Annotated in this window: 13 protein-coding genes and 1 tRNA gene; 4 read left to right on the plus strand and 10 right to left on the minus strand. The window is 63.8% G+C overall.

Annotated elements, in window-relative coordinates:
* Positions 1-132 precede the first annotated feature (132 nt).
* Together OCL88_RS08705 and OCL88_RS08710 are read left to right on the plus strand one after the other, a co-directional pair.
* On the plus strand, positions 133-2190 hold the full coding sequence (locus OCL88_RS08705; protein WP_264962245.1) for a TPM domain-containing protein: 2058 nt from the start codon (positions 133-135) through the stop codon (positions 2188-2190).
* Between the two features lie 122 nt (positions 2191-2312).
* Positions 2313-3101, plus strand: coding sequence for a PspA/IM30 family protein (locus OCL88_RS08710; protein ID WP_062097300.1), 789 nt, complete (start codon positions 2313-2315; stop codon positions 3099-3101).
* Positions 3102-3211: 110 nt separating this feature from the next.
* On the opposite strand, the gene OCL88_RS08715 is transcribed toward OCL88_RS08710, so the two are convergent.
* The 4 genes from OCL88_RS08715 to OCL88_RS08730 all read right to left on the minus strand — a co-directional run bounded on the left by OCL88_RS08715 (position 3212) and on the right by OCL88_RS08730 (position 8662).
* Positions 3212-4018, minus strand: coding sequence for a GntR family transcriptional regulator (locus OCL88_RS08715; RefSeq protein WP_193593218.1), 807 nt, complete (start codon positions 4016-4018; stop codon positions 3212-3214).
* Between the two features lie 128 nt (positions 4019-4146).
* Positions 4147-4220: transfer RNA gene (locus OCL88_RS08720), tRNA-Met, on the minus strand.
* A 195-nt stretch (positions 4221-4415) separates the two neighbouring features.
* Positions 4416-7397, minus strand: a complete 2982-nt coding sequence (locus OCL88_RS08725; RefSeq protein WP_166183394.1) for a UPF0182 family protein — start codon at positions 7395-7397, stop codon at positions 4416-4418.
* Between the two features lie 125 nt (positions 7398-7522).
* On the minus strand, positions 7523-8662 hold the full coding sequence (locus tag OCL88_RS08730; RefSeq protein ID WP_264962246.1) for a PDZ domain-containing protein: 1140 nt from the start codon (positions 8660-8662) through the stop codon (positions 7523-7525).
* Between the two features lie 212 nt (positions 8663-8874).
* Between OCL88_RS08730 and OCL88_RS08735 the strand changes: the two genes are divergently transcribed.
* Positions 8875-10332 carry a zinc-dependent metalloprotease gene (locus tag OCL88_RS08735; RefSeq protein ID WP_264962247.1) on the plus strand — a complete coding sequence of 486 codons (1458 nt, stop codon included), beginning with the start codon at positions 8875-8877 and terminating at the stop codon, positions 10330-10332.
* A gap of 97 nt (positions 10333-10429) precedes the next feature.
* Here the strand turns inward: OCL88_RS08735 and OCL88_RS08740 are convergent, their stop codons facing one another.
* From OCL88_RS08740 to nudC, 3 genes are read right to left on the minus strand one after another with little or no spacing between them, the layout of a single operon-like run.
* The gene (locus tag OCL88_RS08740; RefSeq protein WP_021471828.1) at positions 10430-10996 is read right to left on the minus strand and encodes a M48 family metallopeptidase; all 567 of its coding nucleotides are present in this window, start codon (positions 10994-10996) and stop codon (positions 10430-10432) included.
* Positions 10996-13116, minus strand: a complete 2121-nt coding sequence (locus OCL88_RS08745) for an ATP-dependent DNA helicase UvrD2 (protein WP_264962268.1) — start codon at positions 13114-13116, stop codon at positions 10996-10998. The genes OCL88_RS08740 and OCL88_RS08745 overlap by 1 nt, the downstream gene beginning before the upstream one ends.
* Positions 13117-13124: 8 nt before the next feature.
* Entirely contained in the window at positions 13125-14111 is a 987-nt protein-coding gene (gene nudC, locus OCL88_RS08750) for an NAD(+) diphosphatase (RefSeq protein WP_166183400.1), read from the minus strand.
* 171 nt (positions 14112-14282) lie between these two features.
* On the opposite strand from nudC, the gene OCL88_RS08755 reads away from it, so the two are divergent.
* Complete coding sequence (locus OCL88_RS08755; protein ID WP_264962248.1) at positions 14283-15527, plus strand: macrolide 2'-phosphotransferase; 1245 nt, start codon at positions 14283-14285, stop codon at positions 15525-15527.
* Positions 15528-15542: 15 nt separating this feature from the next.
* Here the strand turns inward: OCL88_RS08755 and OCL88_RS08760 are convergent, their stop codons facing one another.
* The 3 genes from OCL88_RS08760 to OCL88_RS08770 are packed head-to-tail and all read right to left on the minus strand — an operon-like array spanning position 15543 to position 22854.
* A complete protein-coding gene (locus OCL88_RS08760; protein WP_193593215.1) occupies positions 15543-19046 on the minus strand; it encodes an ATP-dependent helicase in 3504 nt (1167 codons plus the stop codon).
* Positions 19043-22441, minus strand: a complete 3399-nt coding sequence (locus tag OCL88_RS08765; protein ID WP_264962249.1) for an ATP-dependent helicase — start codon at positions 22439-22441, stop codon at positions 19043-19045. The genes OCL88_RS08760 and OCL88_RS08765 overlap by 4 nt, the downstream gene beginning before the upstream one ends.
* Positions 22438-22854, minus strand: coding sequence for an MGMT family protein (locus tag OCL88_RS08770; RefSeq protein WP_031216334.1), 417 nt, complete (start codon positions 22852-22854; stop codon positions 22438-22440). Before OCL88_RS08770 ends, OCL88_RS08765 begins: the two co-directional genes overlap by 4 nt.
* Positions 22855-22901 lie beyond the last annotated feature (47 nt).

The following is a 22901-nucleotide window of genomic DNA, read 5'->3' on the forward strand; positions in this document are numbered from 1 at the left end:
TATGGGGTGCACCATAGAATCAAGAGGAATTGCCACAGCGACCTGCGGCTTTACACCATGCGTGGGGGCGCTGAGCATTCTGTGACGATTGGTTCGCCCTGTTCCAGTCGCAGACGTGCTGAAGGGTTGCACATGCGGTCAATAGTGAAACGTGTACTCGCCGTGATTGGCGTGGCTGGAGTGCTGGCCCTCCCGGCCGGCTCGGCCTGGGCTGCGGACCCGGTCACCATTCCATCCGGCACAAACATCGTCGATGACGCCAACGTCCTTGGCAGCCGGAAGGGCGAGGTCCAGGACGCCATTCAGAAGACGCTCAAGGACCACAAGTACAACCTCTACGTGGTGACGGTTAACTCCTTCGAGAACCCCTCCGATCCCAAGGCTTGGGGCGAGGCCGTGGCCGAGAAGAAGCAGATGGGCAAGGCGGACGTCATCCTGGCGATATCGACTGCCGGCCAGTACTACTTCGCCCCGAATTCCCAGAGCTCTATCTACTCCAAGCGCACCAACATCACACAGAATGCCATTGTCGCGAACCTTGCCGGCGGCAAGAAGGACTACGCCCAGGCAGCCATTGACACCGCAGCCGCCATTGGCGACGCCGCCGGCGGCGGAAGCGGCACCGTACCCAGTGGCAACAGCGGAGCCGGCGTCCTGGTGGGAGTCGGCGCTGTGGCCGTCGCCGGTGCTGGAACCTACCTGTTCCTGCGGAATCGGCGCAAGAAGGCCGGCCAGACTTCCGACGCCGGGTATGGTCCCCAGAGCGGGCAGCTGGACCCCTTGGCCGGCCTCAGCATTCCCGAGCTTCGCCAAAGGAGCGGATCGCTGCTGATCGAGGCGGATGACGCCATCAAGTCCAGCGAGCAGGAACTCGGTTTCGCGCAGGCACAGTACGGCGATGCAGCCATCGGCAACTTCACCAAGGCCTTGCAGGAAGCCAAGAACCACATGACGGAGTCGTTCAAGCTGCAGCAGCAGCTCGACGACCATATCCCCGACACCGAGGAACAGCAGCGGAGCTGGCTCGGCGAGATCATCCGTCGTTCCGAGGCCGCGCTGGCCTCCCTCCGTGACCAGAAAGCCGATTTCGATTCACTGCGCGAACTGGAGAAGAACGCTCCCCAGGCACTCGCGGCAGTAACGAACGGGGCACGGGAAGCGGACGCACGAATTGCCAGCGCCGAACAGTCTCTCGAGGCTCTTCGGACAAAGTACGCGGACTCCGCGTCGGCGCAGGTTTCCGACAACATCCTGCAGGCCAAGGAGCGGCTCGCGTTCGTCCAGAACGCGGCGGCAACAGCCCGGGAGAAACTCGCTTCCGGCGAAAACAGCCTTGCTGCTGTTGCGGTGCGCGCCGCCGAAGAGAGCCTTCATCAGACCAACGTGCTGATCGACGCGATCTCCAAGACCGCCGGCAGCCTGGACGAAGCCCGGAACTCGCTCGAAAGCGCCGTGGCCGAAACCAGCCAGGACCTGGCGCAGGCAAGGGCAATGATCCAGTCCGGACAGCACCCCGAGCTCGCCGGACCGGTAGCTGGCGTTGAAGCAGCCCTGGCGCAGGTCAAGAATGAAATCAGCAGCGGAAAGATCGATCCCATCGCAACCCTGACGCGGGTGGAAACGGCGCATCAGGCCCTGGACCAGGCCCTCTCCGGCATCCGGGACCAACAGGAACAGGCGCGCCGCGCACAGTCCTCGTTGCAGCAGACCATCATGGCTGCCCAAGCCCAGATCAGTGCAACCAGCGACTACATCACCGCACGCCGCGGTGGGGTTGGCACCGAGGCACGCACCCGGCTGGCAGAGGCCCAACGGAACCTGGATTACGCATTGTCCATCTCCCGCAATGATCCCGTCACTGCACTGACCTACGCACAGCAGGCACACTCGCTCGCGGCGCAGGCGGCACAGTTGGCACAGGCCGACGTCGACCACTTCGGCTACGCCGACCAGGGCTATGGCCGTGGCGGCATGTTCGGAGGCGGCGGAGGCGGCGGCGGACTTGGCGGCGCCATCCTGGGTGGCATCCTGATCAACTCCATCCTCAACGGCGGAGGCGGCGGATGGGGCGGTGGCCACAGCGACGGCGGCGGAGGAGGCTTCTTCGGTGGCGACTCCGGCGGCGGATGGGGCGGCGGAGGCGACTTCGGCGGTGGCGACTTTGGCGGAGGCGACTCCGGCAGCTTCTAGGCAACACAAACTGGTTCCCGCCACCACGAACCAGGTGGGCCCCTGGCCCCATTCACCTAAGCGGTACAACAACTGATCACTGATTTCAGTGGCTTCCACTGAGCAGGACGAAAGGCAACACCATGGTTAAGCAGTCCATTTTCGGTCGGATCGCACAGCTCGCGAAGGCAAACATCAACTCTTTGCTGGACCAGGCCGAGGATCCGCAGAAAATGCTGGACCAGATGGTCCGCGACTACACGAACAATATTGCCGAGGCCGAGTCCGCAGTGGCACAAACCATCGGCAATCTCCGGATGCTGCAGGCCGACTACAACGAGGACGTCAAGAACGCCCAGGACTGGGGCAACAAGGCGCTGGCTGCCTCCCGCAAGGCCGACGAATACCGCGCTTCCGGTGACACCGTGGATGCCGAGAAGTTTGACAACCTCGCCAAGGTTGCCATCCAGCGTCAGATGGCAGCCGAGTCCGAGGCCAAGGCAGCGGAGCCGAGCATCGCTTCGCAGACCGAAGTGGTGGACAAGCTCAAGAGCGGCCTTGACCAGATGAAGAACAAGCTGAACCAGCTCACCGCCAAGCGCAACGAGTTGGTAGCCCGCTCCAAAACCGCAGCTGCACAGTCCCAGGTCCACGACGCCCTCAAGAGCATCGACATCATGGACCCCACCAGCGAAGTGGGCCGTTTCGAAGAGAAGATCCGCCGCGAAGAGGCCAAGGTCCTCGGCCAGCAGGAACTGGCTGCCTCCAGCCTCGACGCACAGTTCAACCAGCTCGAAGATCTGGGCGAGCAGACGGAGATTGAAGCACGCCTGGCAGCCCTCAAGTCCGGTGGCAGCAAGCCTGCCATTGGAAGCGGCGCCCCCGCCTCCAGCGGTGTAACCATCGACGAAGCAGATTTCGACAAGCTCTGATCACTGCCTCGGGTCACTGATCACTGAGTCGAGTAACTGGCCGGTCCTCCAAGGGCCGGCCAGTTTTGCTTAACGCCGGGATGATTGGGCTCCCTACCCGCCGCGCCTGCTCAGGGAACCGGAAACGCTGCCGGGTCCGTCGTGGGCCGGGCCGGAGCCGCTTCGGTGGCCACCTCGGCCCGGATCTCAAAACCGTTGGGATGGAAGTACGTCACAGTGCACTCCAGGACTTCGTCATCGGCACCCAGGGTGGTCCTCTCAAGCCGCGGCACTACCGGGAACTCCCGCACATTCAGGGCGTCAGCAAGGTGCTCAGGCGGTGCGTGCATGGTCACGGTAATCTCGGCCCGTTGCAGGGGTTTCAAGGTCCTGTCCTGGATCACCTGGTAGATGGAGTTCCGTTCTGCGTCAGCAAGGCTGATGTGCCGGCCGATATGGGACGGGATGAAGATTTCCGCTATGGCGTAGGGCCATCCTCCGCTGGAGTAGGAACGGCGGATGACCAGGACAAGGTTGTCCGCGGAAACGAGCTTGGCAGGGACGGTGTTGTCTTTTTCCATCCACTTGTACTCGATCAACCCCTTGACCGTTTTCATCCCGGCAGCCGTGAAGGTCTCCATGAAGGGGGCCAGCCGGTTGAGCATGCGGGCAGGGCGCTGCGCCATGACGAATGTTCCCTTGCCTTGGCGGCGCACAAGGAGCCCCTTGGCTACGAGGGTTTCCATGGCCTTCCTGACGGTGGTGCGGCTGATTCCGTACTCTTCCATCAGCGACTCCTCCGTGGGAATCCTCGCACCCGGTTCCAGGCGGCTGACGTGGTCCGCCAGGACATCGGCCACCTGTTGGTACACGGCCACGGGACTGTTCCGCTGCAGGACCTGGCCCTCAAGCTTTTGTGTGAAGTCTTCTTCGACCATTGGCCCTTCCCGGCGATCGGCGTGCCCAGCTGTTCGGGAATCGATGCTAGCACCGCATCAGGACGGTGCTGGATACGCATAAACAAAAGATCCGGACCAGTGATTACTGATCCGGATCTTTTCTCCAGTTGCGGGGACAGGATTTGAACCTGTGACCTCTGGGTTATGAGCCCAGCGAGCTACCGAACTGCTCCACCCCGCGTCGCTCCAACAACATTACCGTCCGCGGACCGGCAGTCCAAATCCTGGAGCCGTGATGTGCGTCTCCCCTGACCGGGAGCCCAGCGCCGGCCTCCTGTAAAGGCTTCGGCACCGGCTTCCTTAAGAATCGGCACAGGCTTCCTTAAAAAGCGGTGCCCGCTCCTGGTGGGAGCGGGCACCGGCCTTGCTATAAGGACTAGCTACTTGGGGAGGGCGACGGCGTAGCGCTGGGCGTCGCCGCCGGTGCGGGAGTTGCTCCCAGCCTGGCCTCGGCGTCGAGTGCCTTCTTCAAGGCCTCCGACAACTTGGTCTGCTGGGTTCCGTAAGCGGCGAAGTCGCCCTTGGCGAGAGCGGCCTGGCCGTCCGTGATGGCCTTGTTGGCTTCATCCAGTGCCGCCTTGAGTTCGGCCTTGGCGTCCGCCGGAGCCTCAGGCGTGGTGGTACCCGGCGGAGTTGCAGGAGTCTGGCCATTGTTATCGGAGTCCCCGGCCTTCGCACCGGAATTGCCGCCGAACAATTGGTCCAGCGCCTCATCCAGCGTTGGCGCGAAGCCGATCTTGTCGCCGAAGGCCACCAGGACGCGCTGCAGCGTCGGGTACGACGTCTCACCCGTCGACTTCAGGTAGACCGGCTGCACATACAGCAGGCCACCGCCCACGGGGAGCGTCAGCAGGTTGCCGTTCAATACATCCGAGGCTCCTTGTCGCAGGAGGTTCAATGCCTGGGACACGGTGGGATCGGAGTTGAACTTGTTCTGCGCCTGGCCGGGGCCCGGCACCTGCGTGTCAGTGGGAAGTTGCAACAGCCTCAACTTGCCGTAGCTGTCCGCCTTCACACCCTTGACGTTGCCGGCGTCGGAATCAGCAGCCAGGAAGCCATACAGGATGTTCCTCGCATTTCCGTTGACGGTCTGCGGAATGAAGGACGAGGTGAGCTGGAACGCTGGCTTGTCCTGATCGGGCATTTGCAGCGACATGTAGAACGGCGGCTGCTTGACCGGCTCCGAGACCGTTGGATCGTTCGGAACGCTCCAGGCATCGTTGTTCTGGTAGAAGCTGTCAGCGTCGGTCACGTGGTAACGGCCCAGGAGTTCACGCTGGACCTTGAACAGGTCCTCCGGGTAGCGGACGTGGCTCATAAGGTCACCGGACATCTCCGTGTACGGCTTCAGCGTGGTCGGGAAGACCTTCTGCCATGCCTTCAGGAGCGGATCCTGTTCATCCCATGCGTAGAGAGTCACCGAGCCGTCGTAGGCATCAACAGTCGCCTTGACCGAGTTACGGATGTAGTTGACCGAGCTGTTTGGCAAGGCAACCGTTCGTCCGGCAGTCGTTTGGGAGTCGGCGGTGGCGTTCTGCAGCTGCTGCGGCTGGGAATACGGGAAGTACTGGCTCGTGGTGTAACCGTCCACGATCCACTTCACGCGACCATCCACCACAGCCGGGTAGGCATTGCCGTCCACCGTGAGGTAAGGCGCCAGCTTCTCTACACGTTCGCGCGGGTTGCGGTCGTACAGGATCTGGGATTTCTCGTTGACGCCGTCGGACAGAAGCAGGTCCGAGGACTGGAACTTGATGGAGTAGAGAATCCGGTTAAGCCAGTTGCCAACATTCGGTCCACCGTTTCCAGTGAAGGTGTACTGGGTTTCCCCGGTGCCTTCACGCCCGGCCGGCCGGTCCTGCTCACGGTGGGGTGAGCCCTCCGGAGCGCCCACAATGGAGTATTCAGGCGAATTCTCGCCGAAATAGATGCGCGGCTGGTAGGAAGTGTCGTTGCCGAGGACACCACTGGACGGGATACCGGACTGCAGGAACTCCGGCTTGCCGTCGACCGTGAACTTGTTGCCCTTGGCTGCTACTACGCCGTAACCGTGGGTGTAGACGATGTGCCGGTTCACCCAGGTTTGCTGGTTGGCGCTGAGACCATCGGGGTTGAGTTCGCGCACGGCAATCACCGTGTCCTGAACCTTTCCGTCCACCGTGTAACGGTCCACGTTCAACGTCTGCGGGAACTGGTAATACGGACGGTACTGTTCCAGCTGGGAGAACGCCGAGGACACAAGGTTGGGGTCCAGGAGGCGGATGTTCGCGGCCGTTTGGGCGTCCTTGGCAAGCGCACCGCTCTGCGCCGTCGTCGTGGCATTGTAGGCCGATACCTCGATCTTGTCCAGACCGTAGGCGGAACGGGTCATATTGATATTGCGGGAAATGAATTCCCGTTCCAGCGTGTTCTCCGACGGGCGTACCTGGAACTGCTGGATCACCCAAGGGTAGACGCCGCCGGCCAGGATCGCGGTGATGATCAGCATGGCGGTGCCGATGACCGGCAGGCGCCAACGGCCGATGACTGCGGCGACGATGAACAGGATAGCTACCAGGCCTGCCGCCACGGCCAGGATGGCCTTGGTTGGCACCACGGCGTTGACGTCCGTGTAGAGCGCACCGGCCCAACGGCCGGAGGCACTCTGAACCGTCGTGTAACGGTCCAGCCAGAAGTTGACACCAAGCAGCAGCAGGAACAGTGCGCCTGTGACGGCGATGTGGATCTGGGCTGCACGGCTGGTGAAGACCCCACGCTCCATGAGCCGGATGCTGCCGTAGAGGTAATGGGTCAGGATGCCGGCAATACCCGCAACTACGGCGATGCTGATCAGGAATCCCGTGACGAAACCAAGGAATGGCAATGACATCAGGTAGAAGCTGATGTCAAGGTTAAACAGGGGATCCGCCTGTCCGAAGGGTTCCTGGTTGAAGAACAGAAGAATCTTCTGCCACTGGCTGGCGGCAGCGCTGCCGGCGAAGAGCCCAAAAAGGATAGGCAGGCCGACCATGACCACCCGGCGCACAGGTTCCAGCTGCGCCTGGTAGCGGTTGAGGTTGTCGCGGGCTTCGGCGTCCGGGGCATACACCGGCCTGGACCGGTAGGCGATCCGGATTGCGAAGAAGACGGCGGCGAACATCATGGCAAAGCCGACGATGAACGTGATGATCCTGGCGAGGTTCTCGCGGATGTAGACCTCGAAGAAGCCCAACTGCTGATACCACAGGACATCTGTCCACACATTGGCGAAGAAAATGAACCCGACGACCGCCACGGCCACGACAATGAGCGTCGGGGTCAGGGCACCTCGTCTCAGCGGCGATCTTCCGGGTGGGCTGGAGCTGGCGGGACGGGACAAACTCTGTACCTCATTGGTCGTCAGTTAAAAGTCGGTATGCGGGTGTCGACGGCCGTCCCAGCTGGGTGCAGGTGAAGCCGTCATATATGCCACGAGTGGCGGCGGAGCTAAGTTCCACGGCCAGTCTAGTTGTTTGCGCAGGTGGGGAGGCCCGATGTGTCCTGGCCCGAGCCGAGCCGCTCCACGGCGGCCTTGGCATCCGCCAAGGTCTCCACCTTCACCACTTGAAGACCATCCGGGACGTTTCCCACGACGTCTGCACAGTTCGCTGCGGGGGCGAGGAACATCGTCGCTCCATGCTGCCTGGCCCCGATCATCTTCTGCGCTACTCCCCCGATGGGCCCCACAGCCCCGTCCGCAGTGATGGTGCCGGTTCCGGCCACATGCCGTCCGCCGGTGAGGTCACCGGGAGTAAGGGTGTCGACGATGCCCAGTGCGAACATCATGCCCGCGCTGGGGCCACCCACGTTGTCCAGGGAAATCTTCACGTCGAAAGGGAAGGTGAAATCGCTGGACAGCAAAATTCCCAGGACGTAACGGTCGTTGGCATTCTTGGTTGGCGTCACCGTGACCGACGTCGTGGATCCGTTCCTGTCTATCCCGACGACCACCGGTGCCCCGGCCCCGGCGGAGAGTTCGGCCTGGACCACGCTCATGGACGTGATGGCTTTGCCATTGATGGCAAGGAGGCGATCGCCCTCCTGCAGTTTGCCTGATGAAGGAGAATCATCGGAGAGCCCCGCGACCGTCAACCGTTGCTCAAAGGGAATGTCCAGCTCACGCAGTGCCGCCGCAACAGCATTCTCCTGCGAAGTTTCCATAGCGATCTCGCCCTGCTGAACGGTTTGTTCCGCGGTGGTGCCCTTGGGATAAATCAGTTCTTCCGGATAGACAGCCTTCGATTTATCCAGCCAGGCACGGAAAAGATCGTAGATGCTTGCCGGGCTCTTCGGACCACCGGCCATCAGGACAGTGGTCAGATCGAGGTTGCCTTTGGCCGGGTAGGTTTCATGGCCGGACACAGTGATGACAGGTTTATCGCCGTCCTGGCCAAGGGTATTGAACGTCGGGCCTGCGGACTCCACCACGTAAGGAACCGGAAGGGCAGCGGCTCCCAGGCCGAGGCCCAGCGCAACCAGGCCCGAAACAACCATCATCATGTATCGGCTGGAGCCGCCCGGAGGCGCGGGCGCCGCGGACGTGGGATCGGCGTCGGGCGTTTGACGCGGGTCAACCGAACCTTCGGGGCTGGGCGAAGTAAGCATTGGTGCCTCTCTATGCCGCCACTGCCTGACGGCCAATTTTCTCTCCTGCCGCTACGGCGGCAGAGGGAACATACCAAGCATCCACACTACGCGTTCGTAAAGCCGGAAGGCCTCTTTGCCTACAGCGAACGGCGCACCACGCAGGCAGACAGCCCCTCCGGCGCGCGGTACGGTGAAAGTGATCACCAGCCAGTTCGACGATCGGCGGCACCATGTCTTCAAACCCCAGCAATCCGTCAAACGACGACGAAACCCCCAAGGATCCGCTAGCGGAAATGTTGCAGAACCTGATGGGCGGCCAGGGAATGGGAAACATCGATCCGGCCGAACTGGCAAAGGCCGCCGGGCTGCCCAACGACCCCAACCTGCTGCAGCAGATGTTTGCACAGGTCCAGGCCATGATGAGTTCCACCTCGGACGGTCCTGTCAACTGGCAACTCGCCCACGATAATGCCCGGCGGGTGGCGGCTGCCGGCGGCGATCCGTCGGTGAACTCCCAGCAGGCGCGCGAGATCGATGAAGCCCTCCGACTGGCGGAACTGTGGCTGGATCCCGTGACCGACCTTCCCTCAACCGGACTGATCGGCCGCGCGTGGTCCCGTGCCGAATGGGTCGAGGCGACGTTGGGGACGTGGAAGCGCCTTACGGAACCTGTTGCCAACAGCGTCGCAAACGCCCTGTCGAACGCCCTCAGCCAGCAAATGCCCGAGGAAATGAAGTCAATGATGGGCGGCGCTTCCTCGATGCTGCAGAACATGGGTGGAGCGATCTTCGGCATGCAGCTTGGACAGGCAATCGGCGCGCTCTCCGCCGAAGTCGTCAGCTCAACGGACATCGGCGTTCCTTTGGCGGACCTGGAAATGGCGCTCCTGCCTGCCAACGTAGCGAAGTTCGGCGAAGGACTGAGCCTGCCGGAGAACGACATCCGGCTGTTCCTCGCCGTCCGCGAAGCTGCCCACGCCCGGCTCTTCGTCCAGGTACCGTGGCTTCGCGGACACCTCTTGGGGGCCATCGAGGCCTACGCCCGCGGCATCCACATTGACATGTCCCGGGTCGAAGACCTCGCCAGGGACTTGGATCCGAGCAACCCGGAGGGTATCCAGGAAGCCCTGTCGCAAGGCGTCTTCACTCCCGAACGGACCCCGGCGCAGACGGCAGCCCTGGAGAAACTGGAAACCGCACTGGCGTTGGTCGAGGGCTGGGTGGACGAGCTCACCGCCGAGGCCACAGAGAAGGTCCTGCCTTCAGCGACGGCGCTGCGCGAGATGGTTCGGCGACGCCGCGCAACCGGCGGCCCTGCCGAACACGCCTTCTCTTCCCTTGTGGGGCTGGAGCTGCGGCCCCGGCGTCTTCGGGATGCCGCAACGCTGTGGGCAACCCTCAAGCAAGAGCGCGGCATCGAGGGCCGGGACGCCATCTGGCACCACCCGGACCTCCTGCCCACCGGCGAGGACCTGGACGATCCCAATGGGTTCTCCGAACGGCGCCGGCTTGCTGAGGCAAGCGACAGCGAAGTGGACGATGCCCTGCAGAAACTGCTCAGCGGCGGCTACGACACCCCGGATGATGCCGCGGCCCCGGACGAGCCCAAGGCCCCTGAGGATGCCCCGGACGAGCCCAAGGCCCCAGAGGATGGAGACCCGGACTCCGAATCCGGACCAACGAAGTAACGGCTCCGCGAAGAAACCCCTGAGCCAACAGCTACGGCAGTGGCCGCCTACGTAGGCGGCCACTGCTTTTGCTTGTCCGGCGTCGGGACTCTTTAGATCACTCCGGGTTCAAGCCACGCGAGGTGGCAAAGGCGACTCCTTCGAGAAAACCCTTGGCTTGCTGGGTTTGCGGATAGGCTTCCAGGAGACGCCAGAAATCCGCCGTGTGCCCGGCCACCAAGAGGTGCGCCAGCTCGTGAAGCAGGACGTAATCGATGACCCACTGGGGCATGGGCTGCAACTTGTGGGAAAGGCGGATGGTTCCATCGGCCGGCGTCGCCGATCCCCACCGGGAGTTCTGGTTGGTAACCCAGCGGACCGACGTCGGGACTGCCCTGCCGTCCAGGTAGGTCCGGGATAGATAGTCCGCCTGCTGGGCAAGCGCCTCATCGGTGGCCGGACGGCGTTTGCCCGAGCCGCCCGCACGGCGCTCCCCCTGCGTCTTCAACTTGGCCAGCATGCGGCGCACCCACTCACGTTCCTGGGCTTTGCTGAAGGAGGCGGGAATGGCCACCACCGCATTGCCGTCTTCCCAGAACGCCGCTACGGTCCTTCGCCGACGTGCGGAGCGCCTCACGAGCACCGGGGCGCCTTCCTCTGTGCGCAGCGGGATGTCGTCAGCCATCAGTGTCCGGAACTCTGTTCAATAACCTGCAGTACTGCTTCCCCATACCGCTCCAGCTTCGATGGCCCCACGCCTGCCAGCCCGGCCAACTGCTCCAAGGACCCGGGCCGGGCCTCGGCGATAGCTGTCAAGGTGGCGTCGGTGAAGACGACGTATGCAGGCACATCGGCTGATTGTGCCTCCTCGCGGCGCCACTGGCGCAATGCTTCGAAGGTCTGTTCCTCGTACGACGGCGGGCACTGGTTGCAGCGTCCGACCTTCCGTTCCGCCCCGGTTGCAAGCATGCTGCCGCAAACCCTGCACGACGCCGGGGCAGCCGCTTTTCGCCGCGGCTTACCGGCGCTGCTCCGGGCGTTGGCAGTTGACACCGAGTCAGGACGAAGGCCGTCAAGGAACCGCGACGGCTTGCGGTTTGCCCTGCCGCCGGGCGTCCGGGCAGTGGACCAGGACAAGTTGAGGTGTTCGCGGGCCCGGGTGATCCCGACATACAGCAGCCGGCGTTCCTCGTCCACGTCCTCAGGTGAATCGGCAAAAGAAATGGGCATGAGGCCTTCACTAAGCCCTACCAGGAAAACGGCATCCCATTCCAAGCCTTTCGCGGCATGCAGGGAGGCAAGGGTGACGCCCTGCACCGTGGGAGCGTGTTGGGCCACGGAACGTTCCTGGAGCTCATTGACAAACTCAGCGAGGGTGAAGCTCTCTCCCCTGGTGGCGGAAAGCTCATCCGCCAATGCCACCAGCGCCGCCAAGGACTCCCACCGTTCGCGCAACGCCCCTCCGCTGTGCGGGGCATTCTCCGTATAACCCAGGGAAGCGATGATGTCCCGCACAACTTGGCCGAGGGACTCCTGCGGGCCTTCCGCCACTGCCCGGGTAGCCGCCCTCAACTGGAGGATGGCGTCGCGGACTTCCTTGCGTGCAAAGAACCGCTCTCCGCCGCGCAGTTGATAGCCGATTCCTGCGGAGGCCAACGCTTGTTCATAGGCTTCGGATTGGCCGTTGGTGCGGAACAGGATAGCGATCTCGCTGGCCTTGACTCCGGCGTTGAGCAGCTCCTGGATCTTCCCTGCCACGACTGCTGCTTCTGCCTCGTCATCAGGGCACTCCACGAACCGGGGATCGGGTCCGGCAGGCCGCTGGGCCACAAGTTTGAGCGGCGGTGCCCAGGCTGCATCGGCTGCCGGGCCACCGCTGCGGCGCGAGCCAAGGAGGTCATTGGCCAGCTTGACCACTTGGGGCGTTGACCGGTAGTCGCGGATGAGCTTGACCACCGTGGCTTTGGGGTACCGCGCCTTGAAGCCCAGGAGGTGCTGGGGGGAAGCACCGGTGAAGGAGTAGATGGTCTGGCTGGCATCGCCCACCACGCACAGTTCGTCGCGTTCGCCGAGCCAGAGATCCAGAAGCCGTTGTTGCAGCGGTGAGACGTCCTGGTACTCATCCACCACGAAGTGGCGGTACTGTTCCCGCACCGTAGCGGCCACCTTGGGATCTTCCTGCAGGATCCCAACGGTAATCAGCAGGACGTCCTCGAAGTCAATGACGTTCCGGTCCGTTTTGATGTCCTCATAGGCCTGGAACACGCGCGAGACGGCCGTGAGGTCCATGCCGCCCGGAGTACCGCGGCCCTGCGCGTTTTCCAGGTAATTGGCTGGCGTCAGCATGGAGACCTTCGCCCATTCGATTTCCGCGGCGATGTCCCTGATGGATGCGCGGTCGGTGCTCAGGCGAAGGCGGCGGGAGGCCTCCGCAATCATGTTCGCCTTGTGGTCGAGGAGGCTGGGCAGCGTGCCCCCGATGGCTTGTGGCCAAAAGAACTGAAGCTGCCGCAGCGCCGCAGCGTGGAACGTGCGTGCCTGTACGTTGGGTACGCCAAGGTCCCTGAGCCTGCTGCGCATTTCAGCAGCAGCGCGGGCGGTGAAGGTGACAGCCAGCAGCCGCTGTGGTGAGTAGACGCCCGAATGCACCCCGTACGCGATGCGGTGCGTAATGGCACGGGTCTTTCCGGTGCCGGCGCCGGCCAGGACACAGAGCGGCCCCGTCAGGGTGCTGGCTACCTCGCGTTGTTCCTCGTCCAGGCCGCCAAGGATTCTGTCCTCAAGTGTCCCGTCGGCCGGCGTCATTCCTTCGATCACGGTTGGAGGTCTTCGATCACTCCGCCGTACCAGTGCTCTATCAGGGAACGGGCAATGGACAGCCGCGTGGAAATGGTGATCTCGCCGCGCAGCACGGCATCCTGCAGTTCTTCGCGACTGAACCAGCGGGCGCGGGTAACCTCAACGCCGTCGGGCCGGGCAACGGCGTCGTCCGTGGTGGCAGTGAACCCCAGCATCAAGGACGCCGGGAACGGCCATGACTGCGACCCCAGGTACTGGCAGGCGGTGACCCGGACGCCAACCTCTTCGCCGATCTCCCGGACAACCGCCTGTTCCAACGACTCACCCGGTTCAACGAAACCGGCCAAGGTTGAATAGTTCTTTGCATCCGCCGGACCGCCGCCGCCCAGGAGCAAGCGGCCATCAGGCCCGACCACCGTGACAATGATCGCCGGATCCGTACGCGGGTAGTGTTCCGAGTTATCGGCGGGGCAACGCCTGACCCAACCGCCGGCCTCAACGTCGGTGGGTGTGCCGCACTGCGGACAATGCGTATGCGTAGCATGCCAGTTGCTGATGGCACTGGCCTCAACAAAAAGCGCGGTGTCGCTTGCATCCAGCCGTCCTGCGACATCCCGGAAACCTGCCCACTGCGTATCCGCCGGAGCCAGTGAACCGAGGGTCAGCTGTTCACGCACGGAGAAGAGGACAACGGGGGTGCCTTCCGGAACCGACGACGGGCCCAAGGTGGTGCCCAGGTAGATCGGGAGGACGTTCCCCGGCCCGGACTGGTTCAACCCCTGCCATAGAGTGAGGGCATGGCCGAACCACAAGCCTTGGCCGTTTACCAAGGCTTGGCGTTGTGAAATCACTATGGCCTTGGCCGTCCCCGAGGCAATAAGCTCCTCCACCATTCCCGGCTTGAGCCGGGCTGCGGAGCCGCGATCCACCAGGGCAGGGCGCACCGGAAGAACAGTGTCCATAAGGTGGTTGGCCAGGGCTGGAGACTCCGTATAGCTCATGTATCTACCGTACTGACTCGCACCGACAAATAACATTTCAAGCATCCCGATGTGGACGCCCGACGGACGCAGCCCGCGTACGGCCCCGATTCGTCGTTGATTTCCGGAAGATCTGGAGACTCGCCGCAGTGCATCATGGCCATGGGCGCGACTCAATCTACCGTTGAAGACGTGAGAAGAACACCGCTTGAATTGGCCGCCATTGCAACCGCGGCGGTGCCCGGGCTGGCGCCGACGGCCACAGCCCCCTCCCCTGACGACGCCGACTTCGACTCCGCGTTGCTGATGGATGGCGAGGGCAAGCGCTGGCGCGTCAGGTGTCCCCGCCACCCGGAGGCCAGCACGCGGCTCGAGACGGAGTTCATGATCCTGCGCGCTTTCGCGCCTGCCATCCGGGCCGAGCTGCCGTTCCATGTGCCTACCGTGGCAGGGACGGTCCGCCAAGGCGACCTCACGACCTTCGTTTATGCGCATTTGCAGGGTTCCACCCTCTCCATCGAGGAACTCTCCGAAGGCAGTCCGGACCTGGCACGCGAGATCGGTTCGGCACTTGCGGCGATCCACGATCTTCCCTTGGCGCTGGTCACCAATGCCGACCTCCCCAGCTATTCGGCCAATGAGTTCCGGCAACGCAAACTCAACGAACTGGACCAGGCGGCGACGACGGGAAAGATTCCGGCCGTCCTCCTGCGGCGTTGGGAACATGCGCTCGAAGACGTGGCATTGTGGCGGTTCAATACCTCGGTGGTGCACGGCGATCTCCACGAAGACAACCTCATGGTGCAGCACGACGCCGTCACTGCTGTCACCGGGTGGACCGACCTCCGCATCGGCGACCCCGCCGACGACTTCGCCTGGTTGGTTGCTTCCAATGAGGCATCGTTCATTGATGCGGTTCTGGCCCGGTACACGCAGGTCCGCCGCGAGAATCCTGATCCCCACCTGCTTCGGCGGGCGGCTCTCCTGGCCGAATTCGCCCTTGCGCAGTACTTGGTCAAGGCGATGGCCGTCGGGCACCAGAACATGACGGCGGAAGCCGAATCCATGCTGCAATCGCTCGCCGATGACATCGAAGAGCAAGCACGGAAGGATGAAGCAGCCCGCGCCGAGGAAGGCACCGCGGACGAGCGCGTGGATGCCGCTGCTCCGGCGGACGCCGGCACAAGTGCAGGGGCCGCTCAGCTGCAGGGACCGGCGCTTCCCGCCGTGAGTGTGGCGGCCATCCCTGACGCCGAAGCAGAGGCCGCTTCATCCGGTGCCGGGGACGTCGAGTCCGAACAGGACCCCGATGCCACGGGGACAATCCCCGTTGTCGCAGCAGGGCCTGCCACCGGGACCTCGGAGCAGGAAGACACCTCCACTACGGCCATCAACGTCGTCAAGCTGGCGCCGGTGCACGCGGCGGACAGGGCCTAAGCCCCACCGCCACGATTATTGCCCTCTCCCGCCACCGTTGTGGAGCAGGGCCTTGGCGATGATGCCTTCAAGCTCTTCAGCCGTTCCGAGGTCATGCGGACGCACAACGGCGTCCTCAGCGACGTAATAAAAGGCAGCGCTGACATCCTCCAGCGGAACCTGCTGGAGCCTCGCCCAGGCCAGGCGGTAAACAGCCAACTGGACCGCCCGTGCCTCCAATTGCTTTCCTGAGGGGCGCCGACCCGTTTTCCAGTCAATCAACTGCCAGCGGCCGTCTGCGTCGCGGAAGACGGCGTCGATCCTGCCGCGAACTACGACGTCCCCGATCTTCGTCTCCACGGGTACTTCCACGAAGGCAGGTGCCCTGTGTGCCCACTCAGACTGTTTAAAGGCGTCAGCCATTTCCTTGAGCCCGTAGGCGTCGTCGATGTGGGCGTCCGCTCCCGGGGCCTCGTCGAGGTCCAGCATTCCGGTGGTTCCGAAGTACTCTTCCACCCAGGCGTGGAAGGCAGTTCCCTTCCGTGCGGACATTCCCGGTTCCCGTGGCACGGGTCTACGCAACTGTGCCAGAACTGCCGCGGGATTGGTTCCCAAGTCGACAAACAGCGAGGCCGAGATATGGCTGGGCAGATGGACGGCTTGCTCCGAAGAGTGCCGGCCATGGCGCGCGAGCAGAAGTGCGGCTTCTTCCGACCATCGCAGGAACCGCCCGTGCGTCGCTGTGTTTTCCTGTGGCAAGGGTGGCTCTGACCCGTGATCCCCGATGAACCCGCGAACCAGTTCCGCTGCCCTGTCCATTGCCGCACGACGACCGGGGGCCAACCGCAGGCGGTTGCCGTTCCGGGGATCCGACGGCCCTTCCAAGGGATCATAAGGAAAGAGCGCTACCTCAACTGTGGTTGTCAGCGGACTCGACTGCGGCAGTGCTTCCTCGGACACTGATTCCGGGTGGATCCCCGCTGCGCCGTGGTCTGCGAGTTGGGCCAATTCCGATAAGAAGGGCGACATCTCTGCAATACCCGCCCTGGAACCGTTCCAGGCGGCGCTTGAGACCCACAGCACGAACTTTGCCCGCGTGTAGGCAACATAGGCGAGGCGCCGCTCCTCGGCCTCGCCATGGTGCTGAACGTCGGCTTTGAAGGCCTTCTCTGCGTCGAGCCATCCCTTCTGGTCAGGCTGGTCAAGATCCCACTGTGGAAGGTCCGCGTGGTCCCCCCGCAGCGGCCACGGCAGGGCGGACGAGCCACTGCTCCAGCGCGAGTCACGGTTGCTGGGGAAAGACCCGGAATTCAGGCCCGGCACGAAGACCACGTCCCACTCCAGGCCCTTGGAAGCATGGACTGTCAGCAGCTGTATCGCTTCCCGGTTCGCCTCTACCGGAGCTGCATCCAAGCCGCCTTCCTCCGAGGCCGCGGCTTCCAACCACGACAGGAAAGCCAGCAGATCGATCCGCTGCGACGTCTGCAGGAATCCTGCGGCGGCGTCCTGGAACGCGTCCAGGTTGCGCCGGGCCTGATGAATGCTGACGCCCGGCTTGGCCGCTACTTCGATGTCCAGGAGCATGGCCCGTTCCACCTCACCCAAAAGCGTCGTGAGGTCGTCACCGATGTAGCTGCGCAGCACACGCAACTCCGCGGACAGCTTTGCGAGGCGGCCCAGGGCCTCCCCGCTGATAGTCCTTCCCTGCGCCGAGGTCCACCCGGCCTGAGGCAGGTAGTCCAGGGCTTCGACGAGACTGGCCGAGTCCGTGAGATCGCTCTCCACCACGACGGCCTGCGGGTCCTCATGGTCATCAGGGAAGGCCGTCTGCACCCCGGGGGTTGACCGGCGACGCGCCAGGTAGCGTGACCAGTCACCGAATGCCATGAGGTCTGCCGGACCGATCCGCCAGCGTGCCCCCGCCAACAACCGCATCAATGCATCGGAGCGTCCGGGATCGGCCAGTACGCGGAGCGTAGCCACCAGGTCCACGATCTCCGGTGTATCAAGCAGGCCTCCGAGGCCCACGATCTGGTAATCGATGCCCTGGACCTCGAACTCCCGGCGCAGGCACTCCATCTGGGCTCGACGACGGCAAAGTACTGCCATGGTGGGCCTGACCGGCGTTCCGTCTTTCTCCTCCTCAAAGATGGTTCGCTGGTACCGGCGGACATCCCTGGCCAAGGCTGCGGCCTCCTGTTCGTCCGTCTGGAAACGGCCCATGACGACAGCGCCCTCCACCGCCGCCGGGCTGGGGACCAACGGCGGCACCTGCACTCCGCCGGACCTGGTACGGTCACCGGCCGGGCCGTCGGTGGAGGCTTCCTGATTCAACGGTGCGGCAATGGTGTTGGCAGCCGTGAGGATGTTCCGACCATTCCGCCACGCCGTAGTGAGGTAGGAGGTGGGCGCCGGAGCCAAGCCAGGCTCTCCGCGTCCCGGGCCTGTGAGGCGCACCGGGAACTCGTGCACGAAATGGAACAACTGCCCGGCCGAAGCTCCCCGGAACCCGTAAATGGACTGGTTGGGATCGCCCACGGCGGTCACGGCATGGCCGTCCCCGAAAAGCCGGGAGAAGAGCACCAATTGGGCGTGTGAGGTGTCCTGGAACTCGTCCAGGAGGACCACCTTGTACCGTGCCCGTTCAGTGGCCGCTGCCAACGGAATATCGCGGGCAATCCGTGCGGCCAGCGCTACGAGGTCCCCGAAGTCCAGGACGCCCCTCTGCCGCTTGGCTTCCTGGTAGCGGACCACCATATCAGCCACGCTGGCCCGCGTGCGCAGCATCGCTGCCATGTCCAAGGCGCCTTGGGTTGGATTCTTTTTGGAACCGGCAACGTAAGGCAACCGGGTCAGGACCCCGACCTTTTCCAGGATCCATTCCCGCACCGCGTCCGGCTCCCGGAGATGCTCGGCACATTCACCCGCGAGCTGGATGACGGCATTGACAAGAGTGGACTTAGCGGCCGTGAAATGCTCGAAGGTACCGTCGTAAGCCTCAACGATCTGGCTGGCCAATTGCCACGACTGGGCGCTCCCCAGCAGGACGACGTCCCGTTCGATGCCCAGGCGCAATCCGTAATCGGACACGATGCTGCTCGCATAAGAGTGGTAGGTGGATACCTTGGGCTCGAGGTCGTCGGCGTTGGCCAGGCTCTCCGGAAAGCCAAGCCGGCCATCATCTTCGGCAGCAATGCGTTGAAGCGTAGCGAGCTTGGCCCGGATCCGGCTGGCCAACTCACCGGCAGCCTTGCGGGTAAACGTAACCCCCAAAACCTCTTCAGGACGCACCCAGCCGTTGGCGACCAGCCACACCACCCGGTCCGCCATGGTGGCGGTCTTGCCGGAACCCGCGCCGGCGATGACCAGCCGGGGAGTCAGCGGGGATTCAATGATGCTTGCTTGTTCCGGAGTTGGCCTGTTCTTTTCGCCAAGGATGCCCGCAAGCTCAGAAGGCGTAAACCGGACCGGGAGCGGTTCATGGGAGCGGGGATCGGTTGCAGCAGTTGTGCCCATCCCGTCCAGAAGATCGATCGTCATTCCGTGACCTGCTTTCCTCTGGCACACAACGGGCAAACATCGGGCAGGCGGCAGCCGTGTCCGCCGAACCCGCTCTTGCCGGGATCGTGCCGGGCTTCGAATGTTGCTCCTGCCATCAAACGTGCGGCTTCGTTGACAAGGGGCCCAGCCCAATTGTCCTCTGCCTCCAGCGCATCCTGTTGTTGAATGACGGGCGTTTTGGTCTTGGTTCCCAACTGGGCGAGGGCGGCGCCCCCCGGGGCGCGGGCGGATGCAGCATCCGTGGAGGAGCCGGCGTCGACATTCGGTCCAACCACGCCGGCATCCTCAAATGCCCCTTCGAGGACGGCGACCTGGTAAGCCCCGAGCTGCGGGTGGCGGGCAACGTCCGCCTTGCCGGGCTGGCGCTTGCCGGTTTTGAGGTCCACGATCACCAATCTCCCTTCGGCATCAATTTCCAAGCGGTCCACCTGTCCGCGCAGGACTGCGTGGCGGGCGCCGTCGTCGGTTCCGGACTCACCGTGTTCGAGGTCCGGGAGGCGGACTTCGAAATCGTGTTCCACTGCCAACAGGCTTCGGCCTTCGCTGCGCATCTCCACTACGTACTGGGCCAGCTTGCGGACCATCAGTTCAGCACGCTGGAAATCGAGCTTGCCTTCCCAGTTGTCCTTCATGCCCAAGGTGGGCCAGCGCTTGACGAGTTCGGCAACATACTCGGCTCCCGAGGCCTCCGGCAACTCCTGGGCAATGCCGTGGACCAGGGTCCCCAGGCTTCGGGCAAAGTCCGTTGCTGCTTCTCCGCCGGCGGCCTGGACAAACCAATCAAGAGGCGATTTGTGAACGGTCTCCACCTTGGACGGCGACACGCTGACCGTTCCGCCGGGCGGTACGATGGCGGCCTCCGAACTCAGGGGCGCCAACCCCCACCAGGAGTCCGGGTGGGCTCCGGGAACGGGTGGCTCGGCCATGGCGAGGCGGGCAAGCACACGCGCTGCAACGGCCGCGACATCGGGTTCTCCCGGAGCTGCCGGCTCTCCGGACTGTGCATGCTGACGGAGCTCGGCAACCAACGCACGCAGCGTCATGGGCCGGTCCACGGGGGTGTACTCCCGCTGGTACTCCCCCGGCGGCAAAGGTGCCGCATAGTCCAGGAACGAGGAGGGCTGTTCGTCCTCGGACGATACTGCCGTGCAGATCAGCACCTCGCGGGCCCGCGAAACCGCCGTGGAAAAGCTACGGAGCTCGTCATAACGGATGTCCCTCAGGCGGCTCAGTGGTCCGCGCCCCAGCGCGTATTCCACGCCATGCTCTACGGCATCGGCGAACAGGGTGCTTCCCAGCAACTCACCGCGAAGCCGGGTGTTGGGCCAGACCCCTTCCTGGAGCCCGGCTACTATGACGACGGGCCACTCCCGGCCTGCCGCGCTGGCGGGCGTCATCAGTTCGACGCATTCTTCCAGTTGTGCCCGCGCCGCCAGGGTGTCCATGGGAAGTTCCTGGTTCAGCAGGTACTCCAGGAATTGCTCGGGCCCGGAGCCCGGCAACTGGTCCACGTAGCGTTCGGCCGTATGGAACAGGGCCATCATCGCATCAAGGTCGCGGTCGGCCCGCGCACCCGCATTGCCGCCTTCGAGGGCTGCTTCCGCCCACCGTGATGCCAGTCCGGTGGCGTTCCAGAGCGCCCAAAGGACCGATTCGGCGTTGGCCCCGGGCTCATTCGCAGCTGCGGAGCCGGCCGCAAGCATTCGGGAAAGCCTCCGTGCAGCGCTTCCCTCGATACCCAGGGTTGCAAGGGCACCAGGCTGCAGGAGCGCTTCTACCAGGAGGGCATCACTGGACCTGCCTCCGCCTCCTTGGAGCTCCTCGCGCCGCAGGGATTGCCGCAGCCTGCGCAGTTCAATGGCCGATGCGCCACCAATCCGCGAAGTCAGGAGGGAGACTGCGGTTTCCGGTGTGAGTTTCTCCGGATCGAGGACGACCGCGAAAGCCTCCAGCAGGGGCCGAACTGCTACCTCGTCCCGGACTGCGGAGTCGGCAACGGGAACGCGGACGGGAATTCCTTGGCCGCTCAGGTACCGCTCCAATTGGGAAATCTGGCCACCGTTGCGGACGATGACGGCGATCTCGCTGAGTTCCCGGCCCTCCCGTAGCTGCGCCAGGAGGATGCGCTGCGCTATGTAGCGCATCTCGTGGACGGAAGAGGGCAGTATGTGGCCCTCAGCCGTACCCTGCACGCCGGGGACGGAATGGCCGTTGCGCGGCTTGCCTGTTTCCGGCTGCGCTGGAACATCCGGCTGCGCAAGTACATCCGGCTGCGCCAGTACTTCCGGCGGCGCTAAAACACGGGCCAGCTGTCCGCCCGCACGTTGCGAAATCCGTGACGCCACCCTGGTCCACGCCTCGGCGACCTGCGGAGCGTGGCGATGCGTGACTGACAACGGGCGGACGAGGACATCTTCCTCCCGCCCGCCCCGCAGCAGGGATGGAAGGTCCGCCACCAAGTCCGGGCGCGCGCCCCGGAAGCCCTGGACTACGGTGTCCGGCGAGTATGTGACCAGGACATCCTTGCCTTCGGCAATGTCTGCCAACAGTTCAAAGATGGCCGGGTTTGATTCCTGTGCATCATCAACCAGGATCAATTGAAGCCGTTCCCGTTCGGATGCCAGGAAGGCCGGCGAATCCTGGAAGATCTGGCGGGCCGTGGTAAGGATTCCGGCGGGATCGAAGGCCTCCGGCATACGCAGGTCCAGGACGTCCCTGTACTCACGGTAGAGCTCGGCCGCAGCCATCCAGTCCGGCCGCCCGCATTCCCACGCGAGCGCCACCAGGTCCTCGGCCGTGCGTCCGGATTCGATAATACGGTCGAACAACTGACGGATCTCGTGCCGGAAACCCCGGGTGGGCAGAGCCGCCGACAGATCGTCAGGCCACGGCAACTCGAAGCCCGGCGCGGCGTGGCCCTCCAACAGTTCCTTGATGATGAGGTCCTGCTCAGGTCCGGAAAGCAGTTTGGGTGGCCGCGGCAGCGGCAGGACGCCTTCTGCCTTGGCACGCCGGATGACATCGAAAGCGTACGACGCCCAGGTGCGTGCCGGCGTCGTACTCAAGCTCCTGTCCAACCGCCCTGTGAAGGTGTCCCGCAAAGCAGCTGCGGCGTGGCGGCCAGGGGCAAGGATTAGGATATTCTCCGGATCCACTCCGCCCCCGGTGACGCGGCGTACGGCCGATTCAACCAGGACAGTTGACTTGCCCGTGCCCGGCCCGCCAGGGATCAGAACCGGGCCGCTGCCCTGCCCAAGGGTCACGATTGCTTCCTGGTCCGGCGACAACACGGGTGCCTCGTAATGCGTTTCCTTCGGAGGAAGCAGGCGCAGCGCGGCCGGGGCTTGGCGGTTCTTGGCGGCAGTTACGGTCACACAGTCATTTCATCATCGGGCACTGACAAAATATGGAGCTGACGCTCCAACTGGTCGGAGATCACATCCAGTTGGTCAAATTCCTCGTCCGAAGGTGCCCAACGGGCAGACACCAGGTCCACCCTCCAGCGCCCCTCCCCCGTTCGCAGGAAAGCGTCATACGCACCGTGGAGCGGCGTCTCTTCCTGGAGGTAGTGCCGCAATGCTTCGGCTTCATGCCCGGGCGGCGCTTCGCCGCTGGCACGGAGGACGCGCCACCAGGGAACAGCGCTGCCATAGTGGCTCATCACGGAGCCGACCTGCCTCGGTCCGCCGGAGCCAAGGAGCTCCGCAACGTCGCCATAGGACACCGCGGCGCCCGACGGGATGAGGTCAACAACGGCCAGCACCGCAGTTACATACTCCATCCGCATGTGATCAGCGTAGCTGCAGAGTGTCGCTCCCAATAGTGTCGGTGCCG

This window comes from Paenarthrobacter sp. PAE-2 (assembly GCF_026013155.1).
GTDB lineage: Bacteria > Actinomycetota > Actinomycetes > Actinomycetales > Micrococcaceae > Arthrobacter > Arthrobacter ureafaciens.